General features: G+C 40.8%; 15 protein-coding genes. 6 read left to right on the top strand and 9 right to left on the bottom strand.

Annotated elements, in window-relative coordinates:
• The first annotated feature begins 14 nt into the window (after positions 1-14).
• Positions 15-1,016, top strand: a complete 1,002-nt coding sequence (gene add, locus NYF15_RS11770; RefSeq protein ID WP_371353663.1) for an adenosine deaminase — start codon at positions 15-17, stop codon at positions 1,014-1,016.
• A gap of 11 nt (positions 1,017-1,027) precedes the next feature.
• Here add and NYF15_RS11775 read toward each other — a convergent pair whose 3' ends face one another.
• From NYF15_RS11775 to NYF15_RS11790, 4 genes are all read right to left on the bottom strand, one after another.
• Positions 1,028-1,444 (bottom strand): CBS domain-containing protein, encoded by a 417-nt coding sequence (locus NYF15_RS11775; protein WP_130150340.1) that lies wholly within the window; start codon positions 1,442-1,444, stop codon positions 1,028-1,030.
• 167 nt (positions 1,445-1,611) lie between these two features.
• Positions 1,612-2,325: an NAD(P)H-flavin reductase gene (fre, locus tag NYF15_RS11780; protein WP_130150342.1), complete on the bottom strand. Its 714-nt coding sequence runs from the start codon at positions 2,323-2,325 to the stop codon at positions 1,612-1,614.
• 86 nt (positions 2,326-2,411) lie between these two features.
• On the bottom strand, positions 2,412-3,878 hold the full coding sequence (gene ubiD / locus NYF15_RS11785; RefSeq protein WP_130150343.1) for a 4-hydroxy-3-polyprenylbenzoate decarboxylase: 1,467 nt from the start codon (positions 3,876-3,878) through the stop codon (positions 2,412-2,414).
• Between the two features lie 81 nt (positions 3,879-3,959).
• A complete protein-coding gene (locus tag NYF15_RS11790) occupies positions 3,960-4,250 on the bottom strand; it encodes an MliC family protein (RefSeq protein WP_130150344.1) in 291 nt (96 codons plus the stop codon).
• Positions 4,251-4,365: 115 nt separating this feature from the next.
• Here NYF15_RS11790 and NYF15_RS11795 point away from each other — a divergent pair, with 115 nt between their 5' ends.
• The gene (locus NYF15_RS11795; protein ID WP_371353664.1) at positions 4,366-5,271 is read left to right on the top strand and encodes a DUF808 domain-containing protein; all 906 of its coding nucleotides are present in this window, start codon (positions 4,366-4,368) and stop codon (positions 5,269-5,271) included.
• A gap of 182 nt (positions 5,272-5,453) precedes the next feature.
• On the opposite strand, the gene NYF15_RS11800 is transcribed toward NYF15_RS11795, so the two are convergent.
• Positions 5,454-6,404 carry a tetratricopeptide repeat protein gene (locus NYF15_RS11800; RefSeq protein WP_371353665.1) on the bottom strand — a complete coding sequence of 317 codons (951 nt, stop codon included), beginning with the start codon at positions 6,402-6,404 and terminating at the stop codon, positions 5,454-5,456.
• 193 nt (positions 6,405-6,597) lie between these two features.
• Here NYF15_RS11800 and dbpA point away from each other — a divergent pair, with 193 nt between their 5' ends.
• Positions 6,598-7,986 carry an ATP-dependent RNA helicase DbpA gene (dbpA, locus tag NYF15_RS11805; protein WP_371353666.1) on the top strand — a complete coding sequence of 463 codons (1,389 nt, stop codon included), beginning with the start codon at positions 6,598-6,600 and terminating at the stop codon, positions 7,984-7,986.
• A 4-nt stretch (positions 7,987-7,990) separates the two neighbouring features.
• On the opposite strand, the gene NYF15_RS11810 is transcribed toward dbpA, so the two are convergent.
• Positions 7,991-8,572 carry a DNA-J related domain-containing protein gene (locus tag NYF15_RS11810; protein ID WP_371353670.1) on the bottom strand — a complete coding sequence of 194 codons (582 nt, stop codon included), beginning with the start codon at positions 8,570-8,572 and terminating at the stop codon, positions 7,991-7,993.
• 156 nt (positions 8,573-8,728) lie between these two features.
• On the opposite strand from NYF15_RS11810, the gene NYF15_RS11815 reads away from it, so the two are divergent.
• Positions 8,729-11,563: a tetratricopeptide repeat protein gene (locus tag NYF15_RS11815; protein ID WP_371353667.1), complete on the top strand. Its 2,835-nt coding sequence runs from the start codon at positions 8,729-8,731 to the stop codon at positions 11,561-11,563.
• On the opposite strand, the gene NYF15_RS11820 is transcribed toward NYF15_RS11815, so the two are convergent.
• The 3 genes from NYF15_RS11820 to trxA all read right to left on the bottom strand — a co-directional run bounded on the left by NYF15_RS11820 (position 11,536) and on the right by trxA (position 14,739).
• Positions 11,536-12,792, bottom strand: coding sequence for a methyl-accepting chemotaxis protein (locus NYF15_RS11820; RefSeq protein ID WP_237120452.1), 1,257 nt, complete (start codon positions 12,790-12,792; stop codon positions 11,536-11,538). The two genes, NYF15_RS11815 and NYF15_RS11820, sit on opposite strands and share 28 nt — an antisense overlap.
• Before the next feature lie 180 nt (positions 12,793-12,972).
• Positions 12,973-14,232, bottom strand: a complete 1,260-nt coding sequence (gene rho, locus NYF15_RS11825) for a transcription termination factor Rho (RefSeq protein WP_062569498.1) — start codon at positions 14,230-14,232, stop codon at positions 12,973-12,975.
• A gap of 180 nt (positions 14,233-14,412) precedes the next feature.
• Complete coding sequence (gene trxA, locus NYF15_RS11830; RefSeq protein ID WP_054554679.1) at positions 14,413-14,739, bottom strand: thioredoxin TrxA; 327 nt, start codon at positions 14,737-14,739, stop codon at positions 14,413-14,415.
• Positions 14,740-14,829: 90 nt separating this feature from the next.
• On the opposite strand from trxA, the gene rhlB reads away from it, so the two are divergent.
• Complete coding sequence (rhlB, locus tag NYF15_RS11835) at positions 14,830-16,107, top strand: ATP-dependent RNA helicase RhlB (RefSeq protein WP_130150350.1); 1,278 nt, start codon at positions 14,830-14,832, stop codon at positions 16,105-16,107.
• A gap of 44 nt (positions 16,108-16,151) precedes the next feature.
• Positions 16,152-17,645 (top strand): guanosine-5'-triphosphate,3'-diphosphate diphosphatase, encoded by a 1,494-nt coding sequence (gene gppA, locus NYF15_RS11840; RefSeq protein WP_237120453.1) that lies wholly within the window; start codon positions 16,152-16,154, stop codon positions 17,643-17,645.
• The last annotated feature ends 349 nt before the right edge of the window (positions 17,646-17,994 follow it).

Genomic DNA, 17,994 nt, shown 5'->3' on the forward strand with positions numbered 1-17,994 from the left:
CCTGAGTGCTAATTATGATCAATAACAAACTGCCTTTGCTTGATATTCACCGTCACCTTGATGGAAATGTTCGTCCACAAACCATTTTAGAACTTGGTCGTCAGTTTAACCTTGCGCTGCCAGCAGATAATGTAGAAGCATTAATCCCACATGTCCAAGTGATAGACCCTGAACCTAATTTAGTGGCTTTTTTACAAAAATTAGATTGGGGCGTAAAGGTACTCGGTGATTATGATGCATGTCGCCGTATTGCTATTGAAAATGTTGAAGATGCCATAGCCCAAAAACTTGATTATGTAGAGCTACGCTTTAGTCCTTACTATATGGCTCAGAGCCAAGGATTGCACCCAGAAGGCGTTGTTGAGGCTGTGGTCGATGGTATTAAAAGTGCTTGCCAAGGTGCTCCAATTAAGGTGAATCTGATTGGTATTATGTCGCGTACCTATGGCACTAAAATTTGTCAGCAAGAGCTTGATGCCTTATTAGCATTTAAAAATGACTTAGTCGCTGTTGACCTGGCAGGAGACGAAATGGGCTTCCCAGGAGAGTTGTTTGTTGATCATTTTAAGCAAGTGCATAATGCTTACTTGGCAGCGACTATTCACGCCGGTGAAGCACGTGGCAGCGAAAGTATCTGGCAAGCAATTAACGAGTTGGGTGCAAACCGTATTGGTCATGGCGTAAAAGCGATTGAGGATGCGAAGCTGATGGATTACCTACGTGACAACCGTATTGGTATTGAGTCTTGCTTAACCAGTAATATTCAAACCAGTACGGTAGCCGAACTTGCTACTCATCCACTAAAAACCTTTTTGGATCATGGTATTCTAGCGTCAATTAATACCGATGATCCCGCTGTGGAAGGTATTGAAATTGCGCATGAATATCAAATTGCTGCTCCTGCCGCAGGTTTAAGTCAAGCTGATATGGAAAAAGCACAAACAAATGCGCTTGAAATAGCATACCTAAGCGATACTGATAAAGCAGCGTTACAGCAGTTAGCTGCAAATCGATAATCGCGAGCTATTTATACTTGGTGCTCTTGGCATGAAAGGTAATTTTCATATAATGCTTTGAGCACATCCCCGCGACTGATCATACCGACCACTTTTGTTCCCTCGACAACTGGATAGTTTTTGGGTTTTCCTGTTTTCATGTTATCAGCAAGCTCAATAATATTTTGATCACTACTGACAGTAACCACATCGGTGCGCATGAGCTGTTTAACTTTTACAACACCATCGCAGAAATAGCTATTTTGCATTAAAGGTTGCAGCAATTCTTGCTCTGAAATAAAGCCGACCAAACATTGCTTGTCATCAAAAACAGGCGCACCCAAAAGTTTAAATTTTTGTAATTCACTGATGGCCGCAGTCATTTCTGTTTCTGGTGTAATATGCGGTAACTTACGTTGCATGAAATCTTGTACTTTAGTGTTTAGCATGTGGGTTTCTCCCCATTCGTTATTCTAAACAAAGTATGGTCAAGGAAATGCAGTTTGTGAAATCGTTTGTATGGATTTAATTGATCATTAATCGCACAAAGTAGTTTGTTGAAGAGATTAATAAAAAAGGCATTCTATATTGAATGCCTAGAGAGCTTTTTGACTATTTATTTGATGAATGCGAATGCGTCGGCATACATATTCTCACGGATTGCTCCATGATTAATAAAGTCATCACGTACAATACCAATCATGTCAAAACGACCTGCCATATAAATATCATAGGGTTCGAGTGACACGATATCTGCCATAACAGCTTTGTGAACGTAGCCAGTTTTACCTGTCCAGCTTGCTGGTGCATTTTCAACGACAGGGATATATTGAAAGTGTGGGTTACTGTTAGCCCATGCTTGCATTTCATCATGAGCATACAATGCTGCTTGTTCGCGGACACCCCAGTAAAACAATACAGTGCGTTCACAACCAATTTCTGCTAGGTGATCAGCCATTGACTTTGCGTATGAGAAGCCTGTTCCGCCAGCAAGTAAAATGATTGGGCGCTCACCTTCTGCACGAAGTTGCGATACACCTAAGCCCACTTCCACGTTTACTTGCTGCTGCTCTGTATGTGCTTGGCGTAAATGCTCAAGTGCTTGCATTGCATATGAGTCTGCACCAGATGCACCAATATGTAGTTCAACCTGATCAGTCTGAGAAGGGCGGCTAGCAATTGAAAAGGCACGCTTGTCTTTTTCGCCTAATACAAGTTGCATATATTGGCCTGCCTCGAATGACACAGGCTGCTGTGGTTTCAAAATGACCTTATGTACATGGTCTGTAAGCGGGCTGATCGCAACAACGTCAGCGAGTAATGTTTGCATAGTTTACCTTTAATAAGCAGAAACGCATTTTACGGTTGTAGGTTTATACAACCGTTAATTTTTGAACAGTTTATCATAGACACAGGCTAGAGAATATCTAAGCTGTCCCATATTTCATCAACACGTTGTTTGATTTCAGGGCTCATCACAATGGGTTCACCCCACTCACGGTCTGTTTCTCCAGGCCATTTATTGGTTGCATCCATACCCATTTTTGAGCCAAGGCCAGATACTGGCGAGGCAAAATCCAAATAATCGATAGGAGTGTTTTCGATCAGTGTGGTATCACGCGCAGGATCCATACGTGTGGTGATCGCCCAAATGACATCATTCCAATCACGTGCATTTACATCATCATCGCAAACAATGACGAATTTGGTATACATAAACTGACGTAAGAAAGACCACACCCCCATCATGACTCGCTTAGCATGTCCTGGATATTGTTTCTTCATAGTGACCACGGCCATACGATAGGAGCAGCCTTCGGGTGGTAGGTAAAAATCAACAATTTCAGGAAATTGCTTCTGTAGAATCGGCACGAATACTTCGTTTAATGCTACACCTAAAACGGCAGGTTCATCAGGTGGACGACCTGTGTAAGTACTATGATAAATTGGATTTTCACGGTGTGTGATATGGGTAACCGTCATCACTGGAAATTCATCAACTTCGTTATAGTAACCAGTGTGATCGCCATAGGGGCCTTCAGGTGCCGTTTCATCCGGCATAATATAGCCTTCAAGAATAAATTCAGCTGTTGCAGGTACTTGTAAATCATTTGAGATAGATTTAACGACCTCTGTCTTACTTCCACGTAACAGGCCGGCAAAGGCGTATTCACTCAAGGTGTCAGGTACTGGTGTAACAGCACCCAATATGGTGGCAGGATCAGCCCCAAGTGCTATTGATACAGGGTAAGGCTCACCAGGGTGCTCTTTACACCACTCTCTAAAGTCGAGTGCGCCACCACGGTGAGATAACCAGCGCATAATAATTTTATTTTTGCCAAGTAGCTGCTGGCGGTAAATACCTAAGTTTTGGCGTTTTTTATAAGGCCCTTTAGTGACAGTGAGTCCCCATGTGATTAAGGGTGCTGCATCGCCTGGCCAGCAGTGCTGAATTGGAAGCTTTGTTAAATCAACATCATCACCTTCCAGTATCACTTGTTGGCAAGGGGCTTTTTTTACTTCTTTTGCTGGCATATTTAGCACTTGCTTAAATACTGGGATTTGTCCAAGTGCTTCTTTGATACCTTTAGGAGGCTCAGGCTCTTTCAAAAAAGCGAGCAGTTTACCTACTTCACGTAGTTCACTAACATCATCTTGTCCCATGCCCATTGCAACACGCTTTGGGGTACCAAATAGATTTGCTAATACAGGGGTAGAGTGACCTTTAGGGTTTTCGAATAACAATGCAGGGCCTTCGGCACGCAAAGTACGGTCGGCAATCTCGGTCATTTCAAGGTAAGGATCTATTTCTTGCTTGATCCGTTTTAATTCACCTTTTTGTTCCAATAATTCGATAAACTCGCGAAGATCTTTGTATTTCATTATGGCTACTTAAACGCTGGATAAACTGTCGCCATTATACTCAAAACCAGTGATTAAGCGAATTTCAACAATCAGATTTTGCTAGGATTGGTTTAGTGCGCAATGATATTTTTTTCCTTTTAAAATGAGCATAGCCTCAGCACCTTTTGACCAAAAAAGAACAGTGTCATTGCTGTACTTAACGCCAGATGCACTTACTTGTCGGTTTAATACAAAGCTCTGTTCTTTGAACAACAATTCGGCTTCATCTTCGCTGATGTCAGCAATGCTCACAGTGGAGTCTTCGCCACATGTGTAATTATTTGGATCACTTTGCTTTGCACATGCGCACAAGCTAACGAGAACGAGTCCTGAGAGAAGTGGTCTTATCATTGCAACACCCCCTGTTTACTGAATGAAGTATAAGCCTAACAAAGAAAAATTAACCGTTGGTGAAAATGACTAGATAAGTTATGTTGTGAGTGTAATTAATTGGCAAGGAATTACTATGGCAGGCACTAACTTACTCACATTACTTGATGATATCACTACACTTTTAGATGATATTGCGACTATGAGTAAAGTCGCAACTAAGAAAACGGCAGGTGTGCTTGGCGATGATCTTGCACTCAATGCACAGCAAGTTACTGGTGTGACAGCTGACCGTGAATTACCCGTTGTTTGGGCTGTTGCTAAAGGCTCTTTTCTTAATAAAGCGATACTGGTACCAGCCGCGTTAATAATCAGTACATGGCTTCCTTGGCTTATTACCCCTTTGCTAATGATTGGTGGTTTATTTTTATGTTTTGAAGGGGCTGAAAAAATAGTCGAAAAGTTATTGGGTCATAAGGAGAGTTCCGAGCAGCTATCCTTAGAACATCAAGATTTAACAGAGTATGAAAAGCAGAAGGTCAAAGGAGCTATCCGTACCGACTTTATTCTTTCAGCCGAAATAATCGTCATTACGCTAGGTACTGTTGCGAGTGCCACACTTATTAACCAAGCGTTAGTGCTGAGTGTTATCGCGGTGATCATGACGATTGGTGTATATGGCTTAGTAGCAGGTATCGTTAAGTTGGATGATGCGGGACTTTATTTGCTTCAAACTGCAGAAAATAGTGGTAGCAGGCTAAAAGAGTTACTCGGTAAATTTTTACTTGCATTGGCGCCAAAATTAATGCGTTTCTTAGCTATTGCAGGGACCATTGCGATGTTTTTAGTTGGTGGTGGTATTTTAGTACATGGTATTGCTCTGTTACATCATACTCAGCAAGCCGTTACTCATTTTGCATTGCAACATGCAGGTGCTGCAGGAGAGTTTATTGCTCCTGTTTTATTTGATGGCATGCTCGGCATACTTGCAGGGCTTATAATGGTGGTGTGTCTACAAGGTTGGTATAAACTAAAAGGTTAATTGAAAAGGCCGGCGAGATAATCCCGCCGGCAAGAGTGTAGCACGGGAACGTTAGCGTGCTAGTGTGCAGGGTCTAGCTTAAGTTTAATGAGCGATTTACTGATTAAACTTAAGTAATGATGTGGTTATGTTATATTGTATCAATTGTGTTGTAAATACTATTTTGCGTGAATCTGTATCGATTACTCTAAATAGGTGCAGTCGATAGATTGGCACAATTCTGCGAGTTCAATTTTTGCTTTAGGGTTGCTCTGTTGTGCTGCTTTGTTTAACCAGTAAGCAGCTTTAGCAGTATCTTGAGGGATTCCTTGTCCATCGCGGTACATCTGAGCAAGGTTGAGTTGTCCCCATGAGTATCCCGCTTCTGCTGAGAGGGTAAAGCTCTCAATCGCTTCCTTATAAAGACCATCCTTAAAGTAAGTGATCCCTTGCTGGTTATTTTTATCAAGCTTTACGCCTGTATAAAGAGGTTTAGGTTTAGGTGGGTGCATCACAAAGCCACCAAATAGGCTATAAAGCTCTGGGCGTAAAATCTTATAGATGATGTTATCGCGGTAAAAGTTATGAACTTGCTGTTTTGTTAAGGTAATTGTTTTACTGGCAAAGTAATTATCTTGTACCAGCATACTGGTTCGCATCGCAATTTCGATATCTTTATTGTATTTATAAGTGTAGTTACCTACACGAAAGGTCATCGTATTATCATCAAATTCAATTAATTGGGCGACCTTTAAGTTATTAACGCGTTTGGGATGGCCCGTAAATTGTTCCGAAAGAACAAAGTAAGTATCAAATTGCTTTGGTGTATCTAGGTAGTGTATCTCATTTTCGCTCTGGCGTTGGCTACTTAATATAAACGTCGTTAAGAGGTAGCTAATAACTAAAAGTCCTATGAAATACTTTATAAATGAAATGATCTCTAAAACGGGCAGAGAGTACCAAGGCACATCAGTTATATGACCGCAATCATCACATTGGCGTTGATAACTAATAGATAAAGGGGCAACAGGTAAAATAGTAAACCGAAGCAGCTTACTGTTATTAATCAGTGAAAAGTGTTTACTCTGACAGTGAGGGCAAGTTGTAGCCTGTTTATAGAAAACATCAGCAACAGCGGTATTAAAAAGTAACATAGCTTCTTCCTTGGTAATACCCTTAAGTTAGAACATATACAGTGAGTTATAAAGTAGCAAACTGTAACGAAATATGAACTGCAGGCGTGGTGAGAGTCGTACTTATTTTTGCTTTAGAGAAAAGAGCGAATGTCTGCTATGATCACCTACATCTTCGAGGATGTCCCTCAATTATCAAGTGTGGAATTTTACTGTGACAGCAACTGCTTTTACATCATTGGCTTTACCGCAAGAGCTAGTAGAAAATTTATCGACCTTAGGTTATTCACAAATGACCCCAGTGCAAGCACAAAGCTTGCCTGTGATTTTGCAAGGAAAAGATATTATTGCGCAAGCGAAAACTGGTTCAGGTAAAACAGCTGCATTTAGCTTAGGTGTATTAGCTAAGCTGAATGTAAAGCGTTTTCGTATTCAATCATTAATCTTATGTCCTACTCGTGAATTAGCCGAACAGGTGGCCCAAGAAGTACGTAAGCTAGCGCGCAGCATTCATAATATTAAGGTATTAACTTTATGTGGGGGTGTGTCTATTGGTCCGCAAATAGGTTCACTTGAACATGGTGCTCACATAGTAGTAGGTACGCCTGGCCGTGTAGATGACCATATTCGTAAAGGGACATTGAGTTTAGATGATGTCGAGACATTGGTACTGGATGAAGCCGATCAAATGCTTGATATGGGGTTTCAAGATACGTTAGACGCGATTGTTGATTGCATTCCAGCACAGCGTCAAACACTGTTGTTTAGCGCGACCTATCCAAAGTCGATAGCAGCTATTGCTGAGCGAGTACTTAGCAACCCTGAAATGATTAAGGTTGAAGAAGAGCAAGAAAAAAGCACAATTAAGCAATATTTTTATAAGTTGGATAACAACAAGCAGCGTTTCAATACTCTAAAGCTACTGCTACTGAAGTTTCAACCAGAAAGCTGTGTGATTTTTTGTAACACCAAGGTAGAGACGCAACAGATTTGTGATGACCTTTTTGCTGAGGGCTTCAGTGCAGTTGCACTGCATGGTGACCTTGAGCAGCGAGAGCGAGAGCGTACATTAATTCGTTTTGCGAATAAGAGTGCTTCTATTTTAGTGGCGACAGACGTGGCTGCTCGTGGACTGGATATTAATGATATGGACATGGTGGTGAACTACCACCTTGCTCATGACCCACAAACTCATGTTCACCGAGTTGGCCGTACTGGGCGGGCAGGTAAAAAAGGCATTGCTTGCTCAATTTATGGGGAAGCAGAACAATTCAAGGTAGCGCAAATCGGTGATCACTATGAGCGTGACTTTGACCCTGAACCACTACCGCCGTTTAGTTTACTCGAAAAGCCAGCCTATAAGCCTACGATGGCAACCATCATGATTGATGCGGGTAAAAAGCAAAAAATTCGTGCGGGTGATATCTTAGGGGCGTTAACTGGTAAAGAAGGGATTGCAGGCCATCAAGTTGGTAAAATTAATGTGCTGGATAATGTCGCTTTTATTGCTGTTGAGCGTGTTGCTGCAAAACCTGCTTTACGAAAATTAACAGAAGGCAATATCAAAAAGCGTAAAATCCGGGCGCGTCGCCTCACTCGTTAACTGATCATAATGAGCAATATAATTTAAGTTGCTCATATTCATCTTGTATTTGTTTAAACACCGCCGCAGAGCCCTGCTTATCTGGGTGGTGTTTTAATGCAAGTTGCCGCCAACGTTTTTGTACATCCTTTAATGAATATTCAGTATTTAAATTCCACCGCTCCCGTATTTGTTGGTGTTGCAAGGGTGTGAGTTTTGCTGTGTTTACGCAAGGTTGCTGAGCAAAACGTTGCCAGAAATTATCAAGAAGAGCTTCAATTTCATCGTTAGATGTGTCGTAATTGTGCCAATCTAGGTAGTAATCTCTTAAAGGTTCCGCTTGCAGTAATGCTGTATGTGACGGTGTATTTACAAGCTCTATATGCAGCGAAGCGATACGTAGATGGTAGTCAGGGAACAGCTGTAATTGCAGCTGATAAAGTGCATTCATGACTAAAAAATTGCGCTTAAACAAGTCTTTTTGCGGGTCATCATCGAGTGCTTTGATGTGATTAGTTTCTGATAAGGCGCTTGCTAATGTATGAACTTTCCAAATCGGCTGTCTTATAAGTAAGCAAAAAATCTCGTCAATCAGTGGGTTAACCATTGTTCGTAAGCCGATGTTTAGTGTAATCTTTAATTTATACACGCTATCACAGCAGCGTTACTAAAACCACGCTTGTGTTTTTAATCGTTGGCGCAGTTAATCAAGATTTAATTTTAGTGGCTTAATGCATACTAAGCTTTTAGGGATATATACAATATGCTTATAAAATTGCGCAGCGGCTTAATTAACTTGATGCTCTTTTGTTCCTTGTTTTTATTTACCGATATTGCGCATGCCCATCCTTCAGTATTGGAGCGTTTTAATCAATCTCAGCAATGGGATGAAAAGCTGCAGTTAGGAAAAAAACTGTTGGCTTCTTCTGTGTTAAGTTCACACAAACAGCATGATATTCATATGCAACTAGGCGATTTGGCACTCGAGCAGGGCAACTTTGCGGCTGCCGTTGAGCATTACCAGTTAGCTGAGAAAAGTACGACCCTTGAATCGGATCCTGAGGGGTATTTTTTAGCAATGAAAATGCAAGGTGTGACTTATTATTACCAAGGTTTAATGCAACAAGCAGTCGCGACGTACTTACGTGCTTTGAAAGTCGCGGAAAACATGAAAGATCCTATTTCTAAAGCAAATTTGCTCAGTAATATTGGCCTTGCTTATTTTAATATGTTCAATATGCATCAAGCACTTGATTACTATAAACAAGCTAAAACGTTGTTTGAGCAATACGGTACAGCTCAAGATAAAGCTGATATTTTGCACAATATTGCAGGCATTTATATTCGTTTATCGAGTTATAGTACAGCACTTGATATGTATCGAGAGACGCTTGAGATCTATCAAGAGCTAGGTGATAAAGATGGAGTGGCACAGTCTTATGGCAATATGGGGGTCGCATATTCTGAGTTAGGGCAATATCAGTTGTCACTACATTATTATCAGCGAGCTTTACGCTATTACCAATCAACAAATAATGCCTATTACTTATCATCACGACATGGCAATATCGCCAATGTTTACTTGCGCACAGGTGATCTTGAACTTGCTATTAGTCATGCAGAGAAAGCGGTAGAGTTTGCCCAACAGATAGATAATAAGTCATTGGAGTTAGCGGGCCTATTTTCGCTTGCGAAAATAGAGTTACTGCAAGGGAAGTTAGCAAAGGCAGAGCAAACCCTTAATGCCTCCACAAAAATGGCAGAAGAATTTAAGGATGAATTACGCGTTCTTGATGGTTTGGGCATGCGTGCATTAATTAAAGCAGGGCAAGGGGATTATAAGGCGTCAGTGGCCTTGTTTGATCAATTTGTGCGCGACACAAATACTGCTAAAAATGAAAAATTGCTGAAATCCTTGGGTGAGCTACAAAGTCAAATACAAGCAAGCCAGCTAAATCAAGAGATCCTTGATTTAAAACAACAGCAAAGTGTGCAAGAGCTAGAAATGTCTAAGCAGCGACAGTTGGCTATTATGCTGTTTATTCTATTTATTATGTTGGTGGTGACAGGGGTCACTGTTTATCGACGTAGCATAGAAAAAAGAGCAAAAGAGCAGCTGTCTCTAATGGTTGCCAAGCGCACTAAAGAGTTAGAAAAAACAGCGGATCAGCTACGCAAAGCTAATGAAATAAAAAGTCAGTTTTTAGCGAATATAAGCCACGAAATACGTACCCCACTGACAGCCATTTTAGGTCAGACCGATAACTTGATGAATGGTCTTTATAAACCTGAATCCCTCAATGACGAATTGCGTGTCATTCATAAGCAAAGTGAGCACTTAAAAGAACTTATTAATGATGTGCTAGATATCAGTAAAATCGAAGCAAACAAACTGGAATTAAACCTAAAAGAAGGTGATCTCGTTAAATTATCAACGGACGTTCATGCCATGCTTAGTGGGCAAGCCATAGATAAAAACCTGCAGTTCACATTCCATAACGAGTTAGGCGAGCAATTTTATAGTTATTTAGATTTTACTCGGGTTAAACAAATTTTGATCAACCTATGTGCAAATGCTATCAAGTTCACTCATCAAGGTGAGGTGAGGTTATATGTTTCTTTATCGCAACATGGAGTATGGTTTCGAGTAACTGATACAGGCATTGGTATGAATGAAGAGCAGCTAAAGTTGATCTTCGAATGTTTTAGTCAGGCAGATAATAGTATTAGCCGACGTTTTGGCGGAACGGGATTGGGACTGAGCTTATCACAGCAGCTTGCAATGATGATGGGTGGCTATATAAGCGTTGAGAGTGAAGTAAACAAAGGCAGCGAGTTTTCTTTTTACTTACCCTGTAAAGAACATATTCCAGCTATCGATAAAATAGAGCATGATGCAAGTGCTCAACAAACGCCATCAGGGCTCAGTGGAAAAGTACTCCTAGCGGAAGATCATGTTGATAACCGCAGGTTAATTCACCGTTATTTAGAGTCGATGGGATTAGAAGTCATTGCGGTAGAAAACGGTGAACAAGCCGTTGAACAGTGTCTACAAACTTTTCCTGACGTTGTTTTACTTGATATTCAAATGCCGGTGCTCGACGGGTTAAGTGCGCTTAAATTGTTACGTGATTGTGGGTTTACTCAACCTGTTTATGCGTTGACAGCGAATGCCATCAGTCATGAAGTCGAAGCCTATTTAAAAGCAGGTTTTACAGGCTATTTAGCCAAGCCAATTGACAAAAAAGTGTTTTACACTCAGCTTGCAAAACACTGTAAAAACACCCTCAATGTCATGGACGAGCAACAGGATATGAGCGACTTAGTTGCAAGTTTTATTGGTAGTTTTGACTACGAAGCCTCACAAGTTCAGTTGCACTTCTCAGAGCACGATTTATTTAACCTACAACAAGATGCGCACCGAATTGGGGGCGCAGCAAAAATGTTTGCCCTCGATGAAGTCGCTAGCAGCGCAATGGCACTCGAGTCGGCACTTAAGCATAATCAACTTATAGAGTTACCAAGCTTAGTTGCTCAATTACTTGATCTCCTGCACAGTGCATCAGAGGCTCAAAATAGCTCAATGTCACCCTCTTGAATTTGTTCGATAGCTTTATCGTGGGAGCTTTCAAATCGGGAACGATCAACTCGCTGTACTACATCTGTTGACGGGTGAGTGATTTTAAATATCGACAACTTCTCATCTAATGTATGTGCTAATTTTACTAAGTCTTGACTTGAAACGGCTTGAATCTGTGAGCTGGATAACGCATCTGAATTAAGCTCCACCATTGACTCAATACTCGCTTGCGCTTCATCAGACATCTGACTTTGTATGGCAACTTGCTCATGGATATTTTCAGATAACGCATTAATGGCAAGCATGGCTTGTTCGATTTTATTGGTTTCTTTGGTGGACTCTTCCGATAGCTTAACCGTTTGCTCGGTTTCTTTTAATGCCGTTTGCATTAGCTGATTCGCACGTTCAGTACTTTGTTGAATTTTAGACACCATTTCTTGTACTTCTTGCGTTGATTGGCTGGTACGAGCTGCTAAGTTTCGTACTTCATCAGCAACTACTGCAAAGCCTCGTCCTTGCTCACCAGCCCGGGCAGCTTCAATCGCTGCGTTTAATGCCAGCAAGTTCGTTTGTTCGGCAATACCGTTAATCACATCTATCACAGAGCCAATGGCATCACTGTCTTTTTTGAGAAGAATTATTTGCTCACTCGTCTGATTAATATTTTCTGCTAATTTTACCAAGCTTGCTTGGCTTTTATCTGCATCTACACGTGTTTGCTTTACTGAGTCTGTAGCATCGGATACTGCATGGTAAATCTGTTCTAAGCTGGCATCTAATTCTCTTGATACATCAATTGTTCTTTCTATTGTGTTTGCTAGGTCAACACCATGAGCATTTTGAATTGTCGCTTTTTGGGTCATGGAGGCATAAGTATCCCGTAAAGCATCAGCCATCGGTAATAATCGTGCTGAGGATGCGTAAATCTCACTTAGCATGTGATCGACGAGAGTTAGGCTGGCATTTAGTGCATGACATGCCTTGGGGAGCTGTTCATTGCTTTCGTCAAACCTGAAGGTAAAGTTGACGCCATGTTCAGAGGTAATACTTGAGACGAAATGAGTTAAGTGATCGCGTTGCTTTTTATCATTTATGAATAAAAAACCTAGCATGATAAGCCAAGGCAAAATAATGATTGTGCTGAGTGTAATATAGGCAAGAGGGCTTAAGTTAAAAAAAGAAAAACAGGCAATACAACTAAGTAGGCTTATTACAAACAGAGTTATAGCTACTTTAAAGCGAATCATTGAAATGTCCTTTACCTTTAATCTTATTAGGTATAGAACAGCTTTAATGTATATTCCAATTTATACTCATTAGTAACAATGCTTCAAATAACGTTCTTAATAAAATGTTTTGGTATTATTAGAATGGCATATAAAAAATGCCTGTGTTTTAAACAGGCATTTTTTGAAGTCTATCCGCGTTTACTTACGCTTCATTGAGTCGAAAAACTCATCATTGGTTTTACTCATTGAGAGCTTATCAATTAAGAACTCCATCGCATCTATTTCAGACATCTCATGGACAATCTTGCGTAAAATCCACATTTTCTGTAGTTCATCAGGTTTAGTTAGTAACTCTTCGCGACGTGTACCTGAGCGGTTAAAGTCAATTGCAGGGAATACACGCTTTTCAGCAATCTTACGATTTAAGTGTAGTTCCATGTTACCTGTACCTTTAAACTCTTCGTAGATAACTTCGTCCATCTTCGAACCGGTATCGATAAGCGCAGTTGCGATGATTGTTAAACTACCGCCTTCTTCTACGTTACGAGCTGCACCAAAGAAACGTTTTGGTTTGTGTAATGCATTAGCGTCAACACCACCGGTTAACACCTTACCAGACGAAGGAATCACTGTATTGTAAGCACGTGCAAGACGAGTGATTGAATCAAGTAAGATAACCACGTCTTTTTTGTGCTCTACAAGGCGTTTTGCTTTCTCGATAACCATCTCTGCAACTTGAACGTGTCGGCTTGCTGGTTCATCAAATGTAGATGCAATCACTTCACCTTTAACAAGGCGTTGCATCTCAGTTACTTCTTCTGGACGTTCGTCGATTAGAAGAACCATTAGCTCACAGTCAGGTTGGTTATAGCTGATTGATTGCGCAATATTTTGCAGCAGCATCGTTTTACCTGCCTTTGGCGGTGCAACGATAAGTGCGCGTTGGCCTTTACCAATTGGTGAGGCCAAATCAAGTACACGCGCTGTAATGTCTTCAGTACTACCATTACCACGTTCCATACGTAAACGTTCGTTTGCGTGAAGTGGAGTAAGGTTTTCAAAAAGGATTTTAGTGCGTGAGTTTTCAGGTTTGTCGAAGTTAACTTCATTGACTTTCAGGAGTGCGAAGTAGCGTTCACCATCTTTTGGCGGACGAATTAAGCCTGAAATTGAGTCACCAGTACGCATGCTGAATCGGCGGATTTGACTCGGAGATACATAAATATCATCTGGGCCTGCTAAATAAGATGCTTCTGATGATCTTAAGAAACCAAAACCATCTTGTAAGATTTCTAGTACACCGCCGCCAAAAATGTTTTCACCGCTTTTAGCGTGTGCTTTTAGAATGGCAAAAATAATGTCTTGTTTTCTTAAACGGGCTACGTTTTCGAGCCCCATGGACTCAGCTAGGTTCACAAGCTCTTTGATCGACTTGTCTTTTAATTCGCGTAAATGCATATTGGTGGGTTCTTTATTACAATTATCATACTCAAATCATCGTTTGATACATGAGTGAGGTTTGTTGGTATAACTAAGGATTAGTTGGCTTTATAAACTAGCAGGTCACTAGCTAGGCGTCCAGTCTTTAAACAAAATAAAGTTAAAAAAAGGGCAAAAAGCCCTTTTTTACAGTCAAAATTAGATGTTGTTCTCTAAAAACTCAACTAATTGAGTTTTAGAAAGTGCACCTACTTTAGTCGCTGCGACTTGACCATCTTTGAAAAGAAGTAACGTAGGGATACCACGAATACCAAATTTAGGTGGTGTGCCTGCGTTTTGGTCGATATTAAGTTTACCCACTGTCACACGACCGTCAAATTCACCCGCTACTTCGTCAAGAATTGGGGCGATCATTTTACAAGGTCCGCACCATTCAGCCCAAAAATCAACAAGTACAGGTTTGTCTGATTGAAGTACGTCAGCTTCAAAGCTATCGTCAGTTAATTGAATAATTTTCTCGCTCATTGCGATCTCCGATAAGTTAGGCGAAATATTTAATGCGTATTTAAACACTCTTGTTTCTTATTGCAAGTTTAAACGTTATGCTTAAACGCTATGACTAAGACACATTTGACCGATAAAAAGTTTTCAGACTTTGCTATCGCACCGGAAGTGGTTGCCGGTTTAACCGAAAATGGGTTTGAATATTGCACTCCCATTCAAGCTAAATGCCTACCTTTTATTTGTGAAGGCCGCGATATTGCTGGCCAAGCACAAACGGGTACGGGCAAAACGTTGGCGTTTTTAACTGCCACGTGCCATCGGTTATTACAATCTAGCAAAGCATCTAGTAAACATCCAAGAGCCCTGATCATGGCCCCAACTCGGGAGCTGGCGATTCAGATACACAAAGATGCAAAAATTTTAGCGCCACACTGTAATCTTAACTTAGGGTTAGTATATGGTGGCGAAGATTACGAAAAACAACGTGCACAACTAGAAAAAGGCGTTGATATTTTAATTGGCACCACTGGACGCCTCATCGATCTTTACAAACAGGGTTGTTATACCCTGAACGAAATTGAAGTTGTAGTACTTGATGAAGCCGATCGCATGTTCGATTTAGGTTTTATTAAAGACATTCGTTATATGTTTAGACGTATGCCAGAAACAGCTGAACGCTTGAACTTATTGTTTTCAGCAACCTTGTCTTATCGCGTACAAGAGTTGGCATTCGAACATATGACAAACCCTGAGCACGTACAAGTTGAGCCAGACGTTAAAACAGGAAAACGTATTCAAGAAGAGCTATTTCATCCATCACAAGATGACAAAATTAAGTTGCTGTTAACGTTAATTGAAGAAGAATGGCCAGACAAAGCAATTGTGTTTGCAAATACAAAACACAGTTGTGAAAATGTTTATGCTTGGATGAAAGCGGATGGTCATCGAGTTGGGTTATTAACCGGTGACGTGAACCAGAAAAAGCGTCAATCAATTTTGGCTCAATTTACCAAAGGCGATTTAGACTTTTTAGTGGCAACAGACGTAGCTGCCCGTGGTTTACATATCCCAGAAGTAAGCCATGTATTTAATTTTGATTTACCAGATGATTGTGAAGATTATGTACATCGCATAGGGCGTACAGGCCGCGCTGGTGCATCAGGCCACGCGATTAGTTTTGCCTGTGAGCAGTATGCATATAACCTTCATGAGATTGAACAGTATATAGAGCACAGCATTCCATTATCACATTATGATAAAAGTGCATTGCTTGATGATTTAACTAAGCCTACTATTCAGAAAAAGCGGAACTATTCTACAGGCCCACGTAATCGTAATAACAACGGACGTCGCCCAAACAATAGTTACCAAAAATCACGGTCGTCATAAACGGCCGTTTTTAAGACTTAGTAGTAACTAGAGGTTTTTGAACGGTGGGGCAACTTCAACCGCAAAAAAATGTGTATGCAGTTATTGATTTAGGCTCTAACAGTTTTCATATGTTAATTGCTAAATCAATTGCTGGCGGTCTGCAAACGATCGGTCGAGTCAAACGTAAGGTGAGGCTAGCTGCTGGGCTTGATGAAAACAACGTGCTTAGCAAAGAAGCCATGCAACGAGGTTGGGAATGCCTAGCCTTGTTTGCTGAACGTTTACAAGACATACCAAAAGATAATATCACCATCGTTGCAACCGCAACCTTACGCCTTGCTACCAATGCCGATGTATTCAAGCAAAAAGCTGAACAGATCCTTGGTCATAAAATCAATGTCATCAGCGGTGAGCTAGAAGCTAAGACAATTTATAAAGGCGTGGCACATACATCAGCTTGCAATGGCAAACAGCTTGTTATCGATATTGGTGGGGCAAGTACTGAAGTCGTCATTGGCAAAGGTTTTGAGGCATTACACTATAAAAGTCTTAATATGGGGTGCGTGACTTTTCTTGAGCGTTACTTCAAAGATCAAAAGCTCAATGAAAAGAATTTCAATGCGGCTATAAAAGCAGCGCATGATGTTGTTAAAGATATTGTTGCAGAGTATAAAAAATCTGGTTGGCAAATCGCCAGCGGTGCATCTGGTACAGTGCAAGCCATTCAAGAAATTATGGTTGCACAAAATCAAGATGAGCTCTTAACGCTTGATAAGCTTTTAGCTATCAAAGAGCAAGCAATCCAATATGACACAATTGCTGATCTTGAGCTTCCAGGCTTAATAGAAGAGAGGCGTTTAGTATTCGTTTCAGGATTAGCCATTTTAATTGCTTTATTCGAGTCGTTAAATATAAAGCAAATGGGTCTTGCTCGTGGTGCATTACGTGAAGGTGTTTTATATAGCATGGTGCCTGAGCTACATAACCATGACATTCGTAAGCGTACAGTTGATGGCTTAATGAATCGTTACCATGTAGATCAAAAGCAGGCTTGTCGTGTCGCACAACTTGCTGAACAATTGGCAAAAAGTGTGAAAGGGCAATGGCAATCAATTGATAGCAATGCAATCGCGTTATTAAAGACAGTGGCAAAATTGCATGAGATTGGTTTGCTAATCGAGTATAAACAATATCATAAACATACCGCCTATATACTAGAGAACACAGATATGCCTGGTTTTTCACAATCGGAGCATAAGCTGATCACTGCCGTTGCGAATGAACATCGCTCAGATCTGATCAAACACAGTTTTGATCATTTAGGGTGTCATAAACAACTAGCGGAATGTTTGACTAAAATAGTGAGGGTCGCAGTGATCTTATCTATGCGTCGACAAGATGATGTACTGCCGCTGCTTGATTTGAGTGCAAATGAAAATACTCTGACGCTGACATTTGATGGCGATTGGTTAAAATATCACCCATTAATGGCCAGTGAGCTGCAACTAGAGTCCAAGCTGCAAGCAAAAGTAGGTTGGAAGCTTATAGTAAAATAACGATAAAAGGCCCATTAGGGCCTTTTTTAGTGCTATTTTTACGCGTTTCGTTGGTATTTTGCGCGAACAGTCATTTTTTTCATAAAAACTTCAAAAAACAGTTGATCTCAACTCGGATCTCCCTATAATGCGACCCCACTGAGACGGCAGACAGCAACGCTTAGCGAGGCAAGAGCAAATCAGTGTGTCAAGTAAAGCTGAGTTTTGAAACGTTTCTTAAAAAAGTAACTTTTCTCAAAATTAAGTGTTGACAAAAATAACGGCTTGCGTAGAATGCACAGCCCTTGAGACGCAAAAGTCTCATAAACGTTCTTTAACAATATAAAGCAATCATCTGTGTGGGCACTCG

Origin of the sequence: Pseudoalteromonas sp. 68 DY56-GL68 (assembly GCF_041414825.1) — a bacterium.
In the GTDB taxonomy this organism is placed as follows: Bacteria; Pseudomonadota; Gammaproteobacteria; order Enterobacterales; family Alteromonadaceae; genus Pseudoalteromonas.